Source organism: Pseudomonas sp. NMS19W (assembly GCF_051554255.1).
GTDB lineage: Bacteria > Pseudomonadota > Gammaproteobacteria > Pseudomonadales > Pseudomonadaceae > Aquipseudomonas > Aquipseudomonas kribbensis.
The window spans coordinates 3,962,230-3,978,040 of the sequence record NZ_CP136718.1 but is presented as its reverse complement, the minus strand read 5'-3'; the positions used below and the strand labels follow the sequence as shown (position 1 = coordinate 3,978,040).

The window sequence follows — 15,811 nt, the reverse complement described above, 5'->3', positions numbered from 1 at the left end:
CTTACCGACCTGGCGTGTGTTGCAGCACTGCGCGAGGGACAAGGGAATGTTCTCACCGGCCAATCAGCCCCATTTCAATCTGACCATCGATGGCGCGGACAGCGATTTCCAGGTGCTGTCGTTCACCGGTCGGGAAGCCCTCAACACGCCCTTCGAATTCGAGCTGGAACTGGTCAGCGAAAAGGCCTCGATCAACCTCGAAAGCCTGCTGCACAAACTGGCGTTTCTTCAGCTGTCGCCGAGCGGCACCGGGATTCACGGGCTGATCTACAGCATCGCCCAGGGCGAGGCGGGCAAGCGCCTGACCCGCTACAAGATCTCTCTGCGCCCGCAGCTTTCCTACCTCGCGCACCGGTTCAACCAGCGTATTTTCCAGCAGATGACCGTACAGCAGATCATCAGTCAGGTGCTGGAAGAGCACGGCATCCTCGCCAGCGATTACCACTTCCAGCTGAGCGCGGTTTATCCCGAGCGCATCTACTGCACGCAGTACGACGAATCGGACCTGCACTTCGTCCAGCGCCTGTGCGAAGAGGAGGGGATTCACTACCACTTCCAGCACACCGCCAGCGGCCACAAACTGACCTTCGGTGATGACCAGACGGTGTTCCCGAAACTCGCGCCCGTGGCCTATCAGCAGGACTCCGGGCTGGTGGCGGACAAACCGGTGGTCAAGCGTTTCGGCCTGCGCCTGGCCACCCGCACCAGCCGCACCACGGGGCGCGATTACGACTTCATCAAACCGAAGATCGAGCTGGAAAGCGATGCCAAGAGCAGCGCTCAGCCGGACCTCGAGGATTACGATTACCCGGGCCGTTTCGTGGACCGCGAGCGCGGCAAACATCTGGCCAACCGTAACCTTGAACGCCACCGCAGCGACTATCGGCTGGCCGAGGGCAACAGCGACCAGCCGATCCTCGTCAGCGGGCATTTTCTGGCCCTGACCGACCACGCCAACCCGACGTGGAACGACCTCTGGCTGCTCACGGAAATCTTCCACGAAGGCAAGCAGCCGCAAGTGCTGGAAGAGTCGGTGACCAGCGACACCACCGACGACAAGGACGATTTCCACCAAGGCTATCGCAACCGTTTCAACGCCATCCCGTGGGACGTGCCCTACCGCCCGCCGCTGGATCACCCGAAACCCAAGGTCCTAGGTTCACAAAGCGCCGTGGTCACCGGCCCGGAAGGTGAAGAAATCTTCTGCGACCAATATGGCCGGGTGAAGGTGCAGTTCTTCTGGGACCGCGAAGGCCAGCACGACGACAAGACCACCTGCTGGATGCGCGTGGCCTCCAGTTGGGCGGCCGAAACCTTTGGCTCGATCAACATTCCGCGGGTCGGCATGGAAGTGCTGATCACCTTCCTCGAAGGCGATCCCGACCAGCCGCTGATCACCGGTTGCCTTTACCACGGCGCCAACCTGCCGCCGTACAAACTGCCGGACTTCAAGACCCTGGCCACGGTCAAGAGCAAGGAATACAAGGGCAGCCGCGCCAACGAACTGCGCATCGACGACACCACCAGTGAGATCAGCATCGCGCTGCGCAGTGACCACGGCGCCAGTGCGATCAACCTCGGTTACCTGACCCATCCGCGCCCGAGCGGCGGCCAGCCACGCGGTGAAGGGTTCGAACTACGCACCGATCGCCACGGCGCCGTGCGTGCCGGAGCCGGTTTGTTGATCACCACCGAACCGCGCCCGAACGAATCCAAGCACCACAAGGACCTGCCGGAAACCGCCGAACGCCTGGCCACCGCCAGCGATCAGCAGGACGGTTTTGCTACGCAGGCCAAAGAGCTGCAAGCCCAAGAGGCGGGCGATCAGGACGACGTGGCCAAAGCGCTGCACGCGCAGCACCAAGGCGTACTCGGCTCGGGACCTGCGAACCTCACCGCCAACGAATTCCCCGAGTTCACCGAACCGCATCTGGTGTTGGCGAGCCCGGCCGGCATCGCCCTGACCACACCGCGTTCCAGCCACATCGCCACTGGCGAACACCTGGCGCTGAGCAGCACCGGCCACACCAGTTTTTCCATCGGCAAACGCCTGCTCGCGAGTGCCAGTCGGGGCATGCGCCTGTTCGTGCAGAGCATGGGCTGGCGTCTGGTGGCGGCCTCCGGCGACATCGACGTCAAGGCGCTGAAGGACAGCATCAACCTGCTGGCCAAACTCAACATCACCGCCAACGCCGACCGAATCACCATCACCGCCAAGACCGAACTGGTGATCCAGGGCGGCGGCAGCGCCACGACCTACAACGCCGGCGGCATCACCCACGCCACCAGCGGTCCGTACACCGCCCACGCGGCGAACTTCGCCTACACCGGAGCGAAATCCCTGGCCGGCGTGTTCCCCGAGCCGCCGAAGCCAGGCAAGGGCAACCTCGAACTGTTCAACCAGTACGCCGGGCGTCAGGGCATCAAGGAGGGTGATTACGAAGTCATCGATGCCCTCGGCAAAAGCATCAAGGGCAAGCTCGATGGCAAGGGCTTCGCCAGCGTTGCCGGCGCCGCACCGGGGCCGGCGCGCGTGCTGTTCGGCAAGGATCCGGCAGACACCTGGAGTGAAGGCAGCTACATCGGCAAGCCGGAATGGCCGTTGAATCCACCGGGGGCCGAAGACGTGCCAAGTCAGGTGCAGGCGATGGTGGCGCAGGCGTTGCCGAGCAAGAACTGGGACATGTTGGAGAAGGGTAAGGAATTGGCACAGACAGGGATGGGTGCAATGCAAACGGCGCAGCAGGTGAAGGGCGTGATGCAGGGCGGGGTGGCCGGGTTGCCGAAATTGGCGAGTGCGGCGATGCCGAGTGCGTCGGGGATTCTCGGGGCGGCGAGCAAGGCGGGCAAGTTGCCAACGCTTCCGGCTCCAGCCCTGCCAAAAACTTCTATTAAAACCCCGGGCCTGCCGGCGGGTGAGATGCTGTCATGACCACTGAAACTGCTGTTGTGAAACGTGAGCCTCAGGTTGCCGTCGTTCCGCTCAATGTTATCGACGCAAAGGATGTTGGACGCGGAGCGGCTAAATTCGATGCCTGGCTCCAATCCATCAGCGGAGGTGTTGTTACGCTTGACCGGATTAAAAATGTTGCGGGCTCGTTGCCGGTGGTTGGCAACATCATGGCGCTGGTCGACGCATTGGGTGACATCGTTACGTTATCCAAGAGCAAAAAGCGCGAAGTGCTCGATTGGGTCAGTCTGGGCATCAACTTGATAGGCGTGCTGCCTGCACCACCTAGCATGGCTGCGGCACGCATGAGTCTGCGGCCCACGTTGTTCCTGGTCAGACAGGAGTTGCGTAGCAGCGCAAAGATGTTGCTCGGCGACTCATTGATCGAAGTCTTGATTGGTCATCTGAATGCCACGATCGTCGGTACTATTGACGACTTCGCGAAACAGGCCCAGGGAAAGTTGGCCGGCATACTTTCTGATGCAGGCAAGCTTGGTGAGAGTGCGATCAACGAGATTGCGAAAGGACTTGAAACCGTTGTCAAAGGGGAGCTCGATACAAAGGGCTCTGTGCAGGCTGCGAAGAAGCAGATCAGCGCTGCTGGCGACAAACTGCTCAGTGATCCGAAGGCTGCCATAGGCAACATTTTCGGAGCGGTATTCAGCGCATACAAAGCTGCTGGTAAAGGGCTGGCCAATAGCGCCTCGCGGGCTCTGATGCCTGACGAGGTCAAACACCTGGTACTGAGCCATACCTCTACCTTGCGAGCAATGGGGCCGGAACTGCGCGGTCAACTGACCAAGCTGAGTGACCCAGGTGTCCAGCATTCGATCGGTTGGTTGCTCGTCATGCTGACTGGGGCCGTTGCCAGCTGGCGCAAGCGTAATGCTCATGGACAGAGCGCCAGTGTCAAACCGGGTGCGACCAGTAAAGCTCAACGTCAGGGTACTGATGGTCAACTGGGCGCGAGCAGTAAGGAAAGCCCGGCAAGTCAGGCCGCGAAGGGGGATAAGAACGGTTGCTGTACCGGTACTTGCAACAGTATCAACTTTGCACTGGGCTCAGAATCCTTGAGCCACACCGACTTCAGCCTGCCCGGTCCATTCCCGATTGAATGGGTGCGTACTTACAGCTCTCGATTTGATGCATTTGACACGAGCGAGTTGGGAGCACGGTGGGTGACGGAGTTTTCCACCCGGTTTGACTGTCGGGGTGACGGATTAGTGTTTTTTGGCGCCGACGGTCGAAGTATTGACTTTCCATTGCCCAAGGTTGGCCAATTCCAATACAGCGCCGTTGAAAACGTCACACTCGTACGCTTGAGCGAAGATCAACTTTTGGTTTGCTTTGGTTTCGAGCGAAAAGAAACCTATGTGCGCCGTGGTCGCAGTTACTGGCTGACGAATGTGGTGATGCGTAATGGTGCCGGGTTGATGCTGCATTACGAGCATCGCCACGGTGATGTCTCTGTTCTTTCAGATCTGATCACTTATCAGGATGACGTGACTCAGGTTCTCCTACATGTAGGTACTCTCATCGACGACCATGGCCGGATAACAGGCCTTTGGGAAATTTGCGATGGTGCACCCCGTCGGCAACTCTGCAGCTATCAGTACGATGACTTCGGGGACTTGGTTCAGGCACAAGACGAGAACGGGGCGACCTGGGAATACCAATACCAACACCATCTACTCACCCGATATACCGATCGCACCGGCCGTGGCATGAATCTGCAATGGCAAGGGCACACCGCTGATGCCAAAGCTGTTCGCGAATGGGCTGACGACGGCAGTTTCGATACTCGCCTGGATTGGGACGAAAACATTCGTCTCACGTACGTTACTGACGCACACGGCAACGAGACCTGGCACTACTACGACATTTTGGGCTACACCTATCGAATTCGATACCCGGACGAACGATCGGAGTGGTTCTTCCGCGATGAAGCCAAAAATGTGATTCGTCACGTTCATACCGACGGAAGTACTGAACGTTACAGTTATGACGAGCGAGGTAACTTGCTCGAGCACATAAGTCCCGACGGAAGTGTGGCTCACTACGCTTATGACGATCAGAATCAGTTGATCAGGATCAGCGATGCGGAGGGGGGCAGTGGGAACGCGCCTACGATGACGCTGGAAATCTGGTGGAGTCCGTCGATCCATTGGGCAATAAGACGGAGTATGCCTATGACAAGGCTGGTCGACCTGTTGCTATCAAGGATGCCAATGGCAACGAAAAGAAACTCGAATACAACGATGCAGGCTTGTTGCTGAAATACACAGACTGTTCGGGTAAGGCCAGTGCCTGGGAATACAACGAACGCGGTCAGATGATCTGCTTCACTGATGCAGCAGGACAGAGTACTGAATACCAGTACGAGTCGGGACATGTTGTACTTGTTACGCATTCCGATAAAACTGAAGAACACTTTAAACGCGACGCCGAAGGGCGTTTGCTGACCCATGTTGATGGCCTGGATCGCTGCACGACCTGGACTTACACGGCAGCGGGCTTGATCGCCGAGAGAGTCGATGCTTGCGAACAGAGTCTTTGTTATCGCTGGGATCGGCTGGGGCGCCTGGTGGCACTCGAAAACGAAAACAATCAACGTACCCAGTTCCATTACGATCCGGCAGGACGACTCCTTGAGGAGACGGGGTTCGACGGTCGCACGACTCGATATCAGTACGATCCCGAAACTGGCCGATTGGCTCATGCTGTATCCGCAGAGCGCGTTATCTCAATGACGTTCGATCCGAAGGGACGATTGATCGGGCGTCACGCGAGTCTTGGCGAGACAGCTCAAAGCGAGACCTTTGCTTACGACGGCAATGGAAACATGGTCATGGCCACGAACGATCAGAGCCGCCTGCAGTGGTTCTATGATCCGGCGGGCAATCTGACGAGAGAGCACCAGCACTATCTGGGTCTTGAGCAGCCGACAGTTGCTATCTGGAAGCATGAGTATGACGTGCTCAATCAATGCGTTGCGACGACTCGCCCAGACGGTCACCGTGTCAGTTGGCTGACCTATGGCAGTGGCCACTTGCTTGCGCTGCGTCTGGATGAGCACGAGCTGGTCGGGTATGAGCGTGACGACCTGCATCGAGAGGTTGCCCGTCATCAGGGCAACCATTTATTGCAAACGCAGAAGTGGGACCCTGCTGGTCGTCTGCAAGAGCAATTACTGGCGCGAGTGGATGACAAGTCCACATTGCTCAAGCGCGAATACAAGTATGACGCTGTCGGCCAATTGTCCGAGCTCAACGATAGTCGCCGAGGCCCAGCAGTCTATCGCTATGATCCGGTCGGGCGTTTGCTCAGTGCCGTGAGCCGTAATGGGTTGGAGACATTCTCTTTCGACCCGGCCAGTAACCTGCTCGATGAAAAGGCTTCAGAGGTACGCAGGCCTCTGGAACTCGATCCTCCACGCAGCAAGCTTCTGGATAACCTGATACGCGAGTATGCCGGTACCCACTATGAATACGACGAGCGCGGAAATCAGACGCTGCGTTGGCACAATGGCAACCGCAGTCAAATGCGGTGGGATTTGTTTGATCGACTGGTTCATTTTGAAGACTCTCGTCTCTCTGTCGAGTTTGCTTACGATGCGCTGGGGCGTCGGATTTACAAGAATTCGACGGCGCACTTCAAGCATCGTCACGAAGCCGGTTCGCACTGGAATCGAAATGAACAGGGACGCATACAGCGTGAGCTCGGTTGCAGCCTGACACTCTACGGCTGGGATGGAGACAATTTGTCGTGGGAAAGCAACCCTGCCGACATGGACGGCGGTACCGGGCGTACCGTGCATTACATTTATGAGCCGGGCACGTTTATACCCATAGCGCAGGCGCTTCGACAGAGTCCGATCAATTTGGTTGGTCAGCCTGAGTACCTCGGGAGTTACAGCCTCGATGATGACCCGTTATGGGCTCATGAGCCGAAGGCGCAACCCTTCGATGTGTTGGCCTGGTATCAGTGTGATCATCTGGGGACTCCCCTCGAGCTGACAGACCAAAAGGGGCAGGTGGTGTGGGCAGCTCGTTACCAGGCGTGGGGACAAGTAAAGGAAGAGAAGACCGGTTTTGCTGTCCAGCACGGATTGACCAACCCCATACGTTTCCAGGGGCAATATCACGACCATGAAACGGGTCTGCACTATAACCGCTACAGATACTACGATCCGCAGGTCGGGCGCTTCATCTCGAAGGATCCGATAGGCCTGGCTGGTGGTATCAACCTTCACCAATACGCACCTAATCCAACCCAGTGGATCGACCCGCTTGGTCTGGTGAAAAAAGCCCCGTCAAAGGTCGCACTGAAAGATGGTCATGGAGCATCGGCTCAAGACATGGCGGCGAGCAAGGTCGGTGGTGGCAGTCGGAAAGGGCAGTCTGCTTGCCGCAAAAAGCTTATTGCCAAGAGCAAGCCTGTGGGTGTCTACAAGTGCTGGCGTTGTGGACATACCTCTACAAACCCGGATGACATGCACTTGGGCCACAAGAACGTGGCGACGTCCAATGGTGGCAACCTCGCCGATGTAAACGTGGATCTTGAGGGTGCATCCTGTAACCTGAGCGCTGGGAACAGTGGTTACGTGAAAGAAGGTATGTCGTGTGTTGAACGTGGAAGCTGCGGAGCACCGTATGGACGATAGAAGCGCACCTGTTTTGATTCAAGTATTCGTCGCAGATGACGATGGCCCGGTGTACGAGGAACTGCCGGCTCGACAGGTTGCGGAGGATACATATGAGCTGCTTTCCTCTCCGGGCCTGGCGCTGAATCTGGCACGGGGTGATGTGATCTCGATCAAGAACAAAAACGCCCATGCAGACGTGTTGAAGCGAGGTGGCAATTTTTGCATCCACATTTATGCCGATTACATTCCCCCTGAGGAAATAGACGGACTTGAACGAGGTGTCGGTCTTGAGCTGGGTGGAACACTGGACGGTGTACATGAGGGCAACCTCTCGCTAGCCGTCCCGGCGATCAATGGGATGGATAAGATCAATCAGTTTTTTGATCGGTTTAGCGAGAAAACCGGCATCCAATGGTATTACGCAAACATCTATAAAAACATTGATGACGACGAGGACGAGACGCTTCTGAACTGGTGGCTACAGAGTTGAAGTGATGGGCGAAGAACAACACGGTGGTCGGAGGAAAATCTCTTGAGCGAGCTTGAAACGACCACTCCTGACTCGTCTCAGAGAATACTCTGAGAAAAATATGGGCTCGCCATCCAGCCCCCTGAGGACATGGTTGCTGTCGCCCTGAAGACACTCGGCCGATCTCCCATTTACGGCAGTAGAGTGGAGCCGCCCGAGGGAGGAAATGTAAGTTGGTTCATAGTATTGCGCTGCGGCGGATGATTTTTACCAGGCTGTCCATGTTCGCCACTTGAATGAAATTCTGCCGCAGAAGGTGAGCTTTCTTTCTCTGCCCACAGGGGCAAAAATTATTACTGATGCGCAAGGGTATGAAGACGTATGGATGACTGAGAAACGATAAATATAGGAACCGGAGGAAAACCGGTTTCAATGCTGCTCAACACAACGTTGAAGTATGAGTAGTCAATACTTGTCAATGGAGTGACGTGATGAAAGACGCAATCCGCTTGGGCGACTCCACCACTCACGGTGGCCAGGTGCTCGAAGCATTCTCCCAAACCAACCTCAACGGTAAGCCAATTGCCGGGGTGGGTCACAAAGTCAGCTGTCCCTTATGCAAAGGGGTTTTCCCTATTGCCGAGGGCAGCAGCACCTACACCGTCGATGGCGTGCCCATCGCGCTGGACGGTATGAAAACCGCCTGTGGAGCCGCGTTGATTTCCAGTGGCCCGAAAGGCGCCGTAATCAGCTGAGTCCCTGAATTTCGGTTACTTCTGTCTGCCTTGATCGATATTTAGAGTGGGCAGGGCCAGTCCAAGGCTTCAAAAAGCAAAAAGGTCGCAGCCTGCGACAGCTCCGCATGAGGGTTGATTTTCCCCTGTAGACGCTGCCGCAGGCTGCGATCTTTTGCTTTTACTTCGCAGAAAACTTCAACACCACGCTCTGGCTGTAGGTCTGTCCCGGATCCAGACGGGTGCTCGGGAAGTTCGGCTGGTTCGGCGAGTCCGGATAATGCTGGGTCTCCAGGGTGAACGCACCCCAGTGAGGATAGACCTTGCCACCCTTGCCCTTGACCGTGCCGTCGAGGAAGTTGCTGGTGTAGAACTGCACGCCGGGTTCATTGGTGTACAGCTGGAGGTGGCGGCCGGATTGCGGGTCGCTGACTTCGGCGGCGAGTTTGCTGACGTCACCCTTGGTGTCCAGTGCCCAGTTGAAATCGAAACCGCCGTGTTGCGGTTCGGCGAATTTCAGTTGCGGGTGATCGACCTTGATGTGCTGGCCGATGGCGGTGGGTTTGGTGAAGTCCATCGGCGTGCCGGCCACGGGGGCCAGTTCGCCGGTCGGGATCAGTTTGGCGGTGACCGGGGTGTAATGGCTGGCATGCAGGGTGGCGACTTGCTTGAGGATGTCGCCGTTGCCAGCGCCGGCGAGGTTGAAGTAGCTGTGGTTGGTCAGGTTGAGCACTGTCGGTTTGTCGGTGCTGGCCTTGTAGTCAATGCGCAGTTCGTTGCTGTCAGTCAGGCGGTAGGTCACTTCGGTGGTGAGGTTGCCGGGGAAACCCATTTCGCCATCCGCCGACAAATACGTCAGGGTCACGCCCACCGAATCCTTGTCTTTGGTTTCCGTTGCCTTCCAGACCTTTTTGTCGAAGCCCTGAGTGCCGCCGTGCAAGGCATTGGTCTTGTCGTTCTGCGGCACTTGATAGCGTTTGCCGTCGAGCTCGAAGGCGCCATCGGCCAGGCGATTGCCGAAGCGGCCGATGGTCGCGCCGAAGTACGCGGTGCCTTTCTGGTAACCCTGTACATCGTCGAAGCCGAGGACGATGTCGTCGAGCTTGCCGTGCTTGTCCGGCACTTGCAGCGCCTGCAAGGTCGCGCCGTACGTGATGACCGTGGCCTGCATGCCGTGGCTGTTGCGCAGGATGTATTGCTCGACGGGTGTGCCGTCATTGGTTTTGCCGAAGGCTTTTTGTTCGCTGGACAGGCCGGCGGCCTGGGCGGTGAAGGTGGCGATCATCAGGGACAGTCCGACGCCGCAGAGTGAATGTCGGGATTGAAGCATGGTTGACCTTCCTTTTTGTTGTTGTTTTCAAAATCACTAAATAGTCATTCTAATTGTCGTTTGAATGAAAATTTATAGACGATTAAACGTTTATTGCAAAAATAAAGTCGGACTAAATGGTGAGTCATCAAACGCCGAAAGTCGGGAAACCGCTGCGGCACTGCACTTTTGCGCAATCCCCGGCTCTATCCATGGCCAGGTTGCGGTGACTCCCGCCGCACAGGAATGTGTCCGTCAAAGAATTCATGCCGAGAGTTTTGCCCCACATCGCTGCATTCATTCATCGCCTGTGCCTGTTGCTGGCTTGTCTGTCGACGCTGTTGCTCGGCGCTTGCAGTCATCAAGACGGCAACAATTTCATCAACCAGATGCGCGAGGGCAGGCCTCAGGAGTTTCTCCAGACCAGCGTCGACCGCATGGCCACCCTGGCGATGCGCGACAACCTCGACAGCCTCTATCGCCTGATGGGCAAGTTGTACCTGCGCAACCCGGACGAGTTGCGCAAATCCGGCTTCCTCGACATTCGCACGGCGGTCAAGCAAGTGCGGTTGGCCATTGAGCAGCAGCAACCGCTGCCGACCCTTGGCGGCAAAAAAGACCTGGCGGCACTGAGCTATGCGATGAGCCCGGAGTTTCTCGGTGACCGGGTCGGCGCCTTCATCTATGCCATCGGCAGCATGCTGGTCACCGCCCACGGCAATCGCACCGAGTTCTACATGACCGATGCGATCAACCCGACCTTCGTCAACAACGCCGCGCGCAACATCGAAAAAGCCACGTGGATCCTCGCCCAGCGGCAGAACAAGGAAGGCCAGCCGCTGCTGTTTTCCAACGAGATTTCGGAGGAGGGCAGCAACCTGAGCTTCGCCACGGAGTACGGCAAAGTCGTGGCGCGCCTCGATCTGCTGACCCAGATGCTCGACGAACGCTACCGGCGCATCGGGCTGAACTACGCCCAGAGCCTGCTGTTTTTGAATTTTTTGCCAGTGCAGTGAGTCAAGTCGGGTAGAGTGGCGGACGGCAAGATTTGTATACAATCTTTCGTCCGATTTGACTCAAAGGGAGCTGCACCCGTCATGACCGACCCCGCAAGCGCCGAATACACGAGCCTGGAAAGGGCCAGCCGCACCGACAAACTGCCTTACGCCGCGTTGCTGGCGTTTGCCATGACCGGCTTCATCGCCATCCTTACCGAAACACTACCGGCGGGTCTGTTGCCGCAGATCGGCGCGGGCCTCAACGTCAGTGAAGTGCTGGCCGGGCAACTGGTGACACTGTATGCGCTGGGCTCGATTGTCGCGGCGATTCCGCTGACGGTCGCCACCCGAGGCTGGGGGCGCAAGCGGGTATTGTTGATGACGGTCGGCGGGTTTCTGCTGTTCAACACCGTCACCACGTTTTCCACTCATTACGGCGTGACCCTGGCGTCGCGGTTTCTGGCCGGGATGGCGGCAGGGCTTTCCTGGGGGATCATGGCCGGTTACGCGCGCGGGATCGTGCCGGTGCATCAGCAGGGCCGGGCGCTGGCGATTGCCATGCTCGGCACCCCGGTGGCGTTGTCGCTGGGCACGCCGGCCGGCACCTGGCTGGGCAATGTGATCGGCTGGCGCGCCTCGTTCGGGATCATGTCGGCATTGGCTCTGGTGTTGGCGGCGTGGATCGTCATCGCGGTGCCGGATCGTCCGGGCCAGGCTCGCGCCGAGCGTTTGCCGCTGATGCAGTCACTGCGCTTGCCCGGCGTGCGCCCGGTACTGTTCGTGGTTCTGACCTGGATGCTCGGCCACAACATTCTCTACACCTATATCGCCCCGTTCCTGATGCAGGCCGGCCTCGCCGAGCGTGTCGATCTGGTGCTGCTGGTGTTCGGTCTGTGCTCGCTGCTGGGGATCTGGATCATCGGCCTGCTGGTGGATCGCTGGTTGCGCGGACTGGCCCTGATCAGCCTCGCGGTGTTTGCCGTGACCGCACTGGTGCTGGCGCTGGCCGCACCGTCGCCGTGGCTGATCTATGCCTGCATGGCGGTGTGGGGATTGTCGTTCGGCGGTTCGGCCACATTGCTGCTCACCGCCGCAGCGGACTCTGCCGGTGAACATGTCGATGTGGTGCAGGCGATGCTCACCACTTCGTGGAACGTGGCGATTGCCGGCGGCGGATTGTTTGGCGGGCTGCTGCTGGACCGGGCGGGGGCGATGTCGTTTCCGTGGGCGCTGTTGATTTTGTCGCTGATTGCGCTGGTCACGGTGTTGATCAATTCCACCCACAGTTTCAAACCTGGCCGGCGACAGCACTGAAGCACGAAATGGCATAACGATAGATCGGATCGATATAGGTGGTTATAAGAAAAATCGCTATGCTGCGGGCCAGATTTTTCCTGTCGTCTTCTGGATGTCTTCATGGAATTGGCAAATTTCGGCCTGGTGATTGCCGGGCTGGTGGTGGGCTTTATCGTCGGCATGACCGGGGTCGGAGGTGGTTCGTTGATGACGCCGATCCTGCTGTGGTTCGGCATCAATCCGGCCACGGCGGTGGGCACTGACCTGCTGTACGCCGCCATTACCAAATCCAGCGGCGTGCTGGTGCACAGGAAGAACAAGAACATCGACTGGGCCATCACCGGCTGGCTGACCCTGGGCAGTGTCCCGGCGGTGGCGATGACCTTGTGGTTCCTCAGCACCCTGCACACCGCGCCGGACGCGATGAACGCAATCATCAAGCAAGCACTGGGCTTCGTGCTGTTCGCCACGGCGCTGGCAATTCTGTTCAAGAAGCGCCTGCTGGAATTCGCCCATAAACGCGCCGGCGGCAACTACAACCCCAGCGGCACGCGCTTGAATATCATGACGGTGATCACCGGCCTGATCCTCGGCACCATGGTCGCCCTGACCTCCATCGGCGCTGGCGCCCTCGGCACCGTTGCGCTGTTCATCCTTTACCCGCTGCTGCCGACCCGCCGCCTGGTCGGCACCGAAATCGCCCACGCCGTACCGCTGACTCTGGTCGCCGGTCTCGGCCATGCAAGCATGGGCAACATGGACTGGGGCGTGCTGGGCTTCCTGCTGGTGGGTTCGTTGCCGGGCATCTGGCTTGGCAGCCATCTCACCGGGCGGGTCTCCGATGAACTGCTGCGTCCGTGCCTGGCGACGATGCTGGTGTTGATCGGTTACAAGCTGGCGTTCTGATCGGCAGGCAGCCATGAGCGAAACAACATTCCATTGCAATGGCCGCCTCGCCATCACGGTCGAGCCTCGAGAAATGCGCATGAGCCACTGGCTGTATGCGCCGCGGGTGGTCGATCGACAGCGCAATCAGACGCTGCTGGACTTGAGCGCAAGCCAGTGGGATCTGATCTCCAGCGAAGAAACAGACGACGGCATCGACCTGTTGCTGCGCAAGTATCCGGGCGACATGCCTGCGGTGACCTTGAGCGTCAGACTCGTTGACGGAGCGCTGCGGCTTGAAGGCCGACGTGTTGATTCGTCCGGGCTGGAAGCGGCGCTGGATTCGGCACTGCTCCAGGCGAGCACCTCTGGCTGAATCGTCATCCCGATACGGTCATAAAAGGTAATCAAATGCGCGACATGATCGAGCGCATCCGGTTGCGCAAAATCGTTGCTGACCTACGCTTTGAACAAGGCGAAACATATTTGCCGGGCAACCCCGGAACAATCGCCACGATGCGCAATCATTAGAGCGTGGATATCAAAAGGAGATGCGCATGCTCATCAGGTCATTGACCCTGACACTCTTGCTGGCGATTGCCGGCCCCTGTTCGCCGCCGACGGCGATTCCCTCTGGACGTCGACAAGGGCATCAACCGCCCGGTGATCGTGATCGCTTCCAGTACGGTCGATTCTTATTGGGTCAGCCTGAAAAAAGCGCTGGACGACCCGGCCAACAAACAAGGCATCGCCGACCGCAAGATCAAGGTTTACACCATCCTGAGCATGAGCGGTCAGGTCGATGGCAAAAGCATGGAGCAGCAGCAGACCATGGCGCTGCTGCGCTCGCTGAAACTGGGCGCCGGGGCGTATCCGAAGGTCTTTCTGGTGGGCAAGGATGGTGAGACCAAACTGACGGCTTCGGGGGAGGAAGCTGCGACGGTCGACCTGAAGAAAATTTTCGACACCATCGATGCGCTGCCTGCCGCCGAGAAAGAAACTACTTCCACTGTGGTCACGGCCCCGGCTGCTGCAGAACCGGCACCGGCCAAGGGTGCGAAAGGGACCAAACCGGCGAAGCCAACCAAACCGGCCAAGCCGCCGGAAATGCCGGATGATTGATTGAGGCAGGCTCTGAATGAAAATGGCGAACGTTTTAGCGTTCGCCATTTTTTTGCCCTCAGTGTTTTGATCTGAAGATGACCGCAGGCGGTCACGGCTGAAATTCCAACACAGTTCTGCGATGCCGGTTCCTATGTTTTTGATCCACATCTGGCCGGCATCGAATTTTCAAAGGCTGTTGCGTTCGTAAAGCTCGTCGTCATTCAGCACGTAAACCAGTGCATCTTTTGCCTCGCTTACGATCAAGGGAGACTGGGTCGTCAGCACGAATTGGCAGTTTTGAAATGTTTTACTCAATTGCTGAATAAGGTTGATCTGCCATTCCGGATGCAGATGAAGGTCCACTTCATCGATGAGGACGATGCCTTCGCCGTGGAGCGGATTGCCCAGTGACGGGTTCATCATGGCCAGTCGGCGGGCGATGTCACCGATCAGCGCCAGCATCGATTTTTCGCCTTGCGACAATTGGGCGACATTGAAAGTGACGCCGTCCTTGTCGATCGCCATTTGCAGGCGAGGTTGTCGCTGTATTCGCAGGTTGGTGAAGCCCGGCATGAAGGCCGCGATGGCGCAGCGGACGGCCGTCAGTTGGGAGTCACGAGACGAAGCCTTGAGCTCCGATAACGTCTTCCAGGCTTCGCTCTCAGCACCAAGCTTTTGAGCTATTTCGTTCAATGCTGAATCGGAAATGCCGGACTCGTTTTCGCTGTCTTCACGCTCTCGAAACCATTCAAAGAAGCGGCGAAAGTCGGTGCTGTGTTTCAGTGAGTTGTCGTAGCCCGCCAGTTGATCGAAGGTTTGTCCGCTGTTGATTTGCAGCGGGACTTCGAGAACTGATCGCTCAACCGGATAGTAGGCGATCAGGGGGAGTGAGGCGTTGTCATCGGCAGTCAGCAGGGTGCGATAGTGATCGGCGAGCAGATTTACGTCTTCCAGGGAGCTGCGTAGAGCCGTCTTCCCTTCCTGCTTGCTGTGTGACATACCCCATACGAATACATCGTCTTCTTCATCCGGATCAGACTCCGGATTGACTCGCGGATGTGCAGGTTCTGCTACCGCGATCGAGACGATGGCAGCTGGGGTTCCATTGCGAATGTCTTCCTCTGCGATATGGCTGCCATTGCCCTTCCGGGTGCGAATTCTTGCAATCAGCCAGCTCAGGCAGGTGGTGAGCGCTTTCAGCAGGGTGGTTTTACCGGCGCCGTTAATTCCCACGAAAACTGTGACGTTGGAATGGGATCCGAAGAGAGGAGCCAAATGAACGGTGATGTCATTGAACCGACCTACATTCGTGAGTTTGAGGCTGTCGATCTTCATTCATTCCCCTCTGTGTTTCAGTCGGTCAGGTGTTTGGCGAACGTCCTTTCATCCGCGATATCCCGGCAATGCGGTGCAGTTTAGAT

Annotated in this window: 11 protein-coding genes and 2 pseudogenes; 11 read left to right on the top strand and 2 right to left on the bottom strand. The window is 57.8% G+C overall.

Going from position 1 to position 15,811, the window contains the following annotated elements:
- Positions 1–46: 46 nt before the first annotated feature.
- The 6 genes and pseudogenes from R1A29_RS18135 (at position 47) to R1A29_RS18110 (ending at position 8,819) form a co-directional block, all read left to right on the top strand.
- Positions 47–2,932, top strand: a complete 2,886-nt coding sequence (locus tag R1A29_RS18135) for a type VI secretion system tip protein VgrG (RefSeq protein WP_438302064.1) — start codon at positions 47–49, stop codon at positions 2,930–2,932.
- Positions 2,929–7,254, top strand: a pseudogene (locus R1A29_RS18130) (RHS repeat-associated core domain-containing protein); the annotation flags it as partial. The gene R1A29_RS18135 and the pseudogene R1A29_RS18130, both read left to right, overlap by 4 nt.
- Before the next feature lie 348 nt (positions 7,255–7,602).
- Complete coding sequence (locus R1A29_RS18125; protein ID WP_065259374.1) at positions 7,603–8,085, top strand: DUF4265 domain-containing protein; 483 nt, start codon at positions 7,603–7,605, stop codon at positions 8,083–8,085.
- A 129-nt stretch (positions 8,086–8,214) separates the two neighbouring features.
- Positions 8,215–8,328, top strand: a complete 114-nt coding sequence (locus R1A29_RS18120) for a hypothetical protein (protein WP_438299120.1) — start codon at positions 8,215–8,217, stop codon at positions 8,326–8,328.
- Positions 8,329–8,356: 28 nt separating this feature from the next.
- Entirely contained in the window at positions 8,357–8,467 is a 111-nt protein-coding gene (locus tag R1A29_RS18115; protein ID WP_438299119.1) for an immunity protein Imm33 domain-containing protein, read from the top strand.
- Positions 8,468–8,555: 88 nt separating this feature from the next.
- Complete coding sequence (locus tag R1A29_RS18110) at positions 8,556–8,819, top strand: PAAR domain-containing protein (RefSeq protein ID WP_438299118.1); 264 nt, start codon at positions 8,556–8,558, stop codon at positions 8,817–8,819.
- Between the two features lie 160 nt (positions 8,820–8,979).
- Here the strand turns inward: R1A29_RS18110 and R1A29_RS18105 are convergent, their stop codons facing one another.
- Positions 8,980–10,128 carry an aldose epimerase family protein gene (locus R1A29_RS18105; RefSeq protein WP_438299117.1) on the bottom strand — a complete coding sequence of 383 codons (1,149 nt, stop codon included), beginning with the start codon at positions 10,126–10,128 and terminating at the stop codon, positions 8,980–8,982.
- A 245-nt stretch (positions 10,129–10,373) separates the two neighbouring features.
- Between R1A29_RS18105 and R1A29_RS18100 the strand changes: the two genes are divergently transcribed.
- From R1A29_RS18100 to R1A29_RS18080, 5 genes and pseudogenes are all read left to right on the top strand, one after another.
- Entirely contained in the window at positions 10,374–11,123 is a 750-nt protein-coding gene (locus R1A29_RS18100) for a hypothetical protein (RefSeq protein ID WP_438299116.1), read from the top strand.
- Positions 11,124–11,204: 81 nt separating this feature from the next.
- A complete protein-coding gene (locus R1A29_RS18095; RefSeq protein WP_438299115.1) occupies positions 11,205–12,419 on the top strand; it encodes an MFS transporter in 1,215 nt (404 codons plus the stop codon).
- 102 nt (positions 12,420–12,521) lie between these two features.
- Complete coding sequence (locus tag R1A29_RS18090; RefSeq protein WP_169431041.1) at positions 12,522–13,307, top strand: sulfite exporter TauE/SafE family protein; 786 nt, start codon at positions 12,522–12,524, stop codon at positions 13,305–13,307.
- Positions 13,308–13,320: 13 nt separating this feature from the next.
- Entirely contained in the window at positions 13,321–13,662 is a 342-nt protein-coding gene (locus tag R1A29_RS18085; protein WP_438299114.1) for a hypothetical protein, read from the top strand.
- Positions 13,663–13,843: 181 nt separating this feature from the next.
- Positions 13,844–14,408, top strand: a pseudogene (locus tag R1A29_RS18080) (DUF4174 domain-containing protein).
- Positions 14,409–14,576: 168 nt separating this feature from the next.
- Here R1A29_RS18080 and R1A29_RS18075 read toward each other — a convergent pair.
- Positions 14,577–15,725, bottom strand: coding sequence for an AAA family ATPase (locus tag R1A29_RS18075; protein WP_438299113.1), 1,149 nt, complete (start codon positions 15,723–15,725; stop codon positions 14,577–14,579).
- Positions 15,726–15,811: the final 86 nt, after the last annotated feature.

Excerpts from the sequence above, each read along its gene's own strand:
- R1A29_RS18135 (WP_438302064.1), top strand. The coding sequence starts at position 47 with ATGTTCTCACCGGCCAATCAGCCCCATTTCAATCTGACCATCGATGGC.
- R1A29_RS18125 (WP_065259374.1), top strand. The coding sequence starts at position 7,603 with ATGGACGATAGAAGCGCACCTGTTTTGATTCAAGTATTCGTCGCAGAT.
- R1A29_RS18120 (WP_438299120.1), top strand. The coding sequence starts at position 8,215 with ATGGTTGCTGTCGCCCTGAAGACACTCGGCCGATCTCCCATTTACGGC.
- R1A29_RS18110 (WP_438299118.1), top strand. The coding sequence starts at position 8,556 with ATGAAAGACGCAATCCGCTTGGGCGACTCCACCACTCACGGTGGCCAG.
- R1A29_RS18105 (WP_438299117.1), bottom strand. The coding sequence starts at position 10,128 with ATGCTTCAATCCCGACATTCACTCTGCGGCGTCGGACTGTCCCTGATG.
- R1A29_RS18100 (WP_438299116.1), top strand. The coding sequence starts at position 10,374 with ATGCCGAGAGTTTTGCCCCACATCGCTGCATTCATTCATCGCCTGTGC.
- R1A29_RS18095 (WP_438299115.1), top strand. The coding sequence starts at position 11,205 with ATGACCGACCCCGCAAGCGCCGAATACACGAGCCTGGAAAGGGCCAGC.
- R1A29_RS18090 (WP_169431041.1), top strand. The coding sequence starts at position 12,522 with ATGGAATTGGCAAATTTCGGCCTGGTGATTGCCGGGCTGGTGGTGGGC.
- R1A29_RS18085 (WP_438299114.1), top strand. The coding sequence starts at position 13,321 with ATGAGCGAAACAACATTCCATTGCAATGGCCGCCTCGCCATCACGGTC.
- R1A29_RS18075 (WP_438299113.1), bottom strand. The coding sequence starts at position 15,725 with ATGAAGATCGACAGCCTCAAACTCACGAATGTAGGTCGGTTCAATGAC.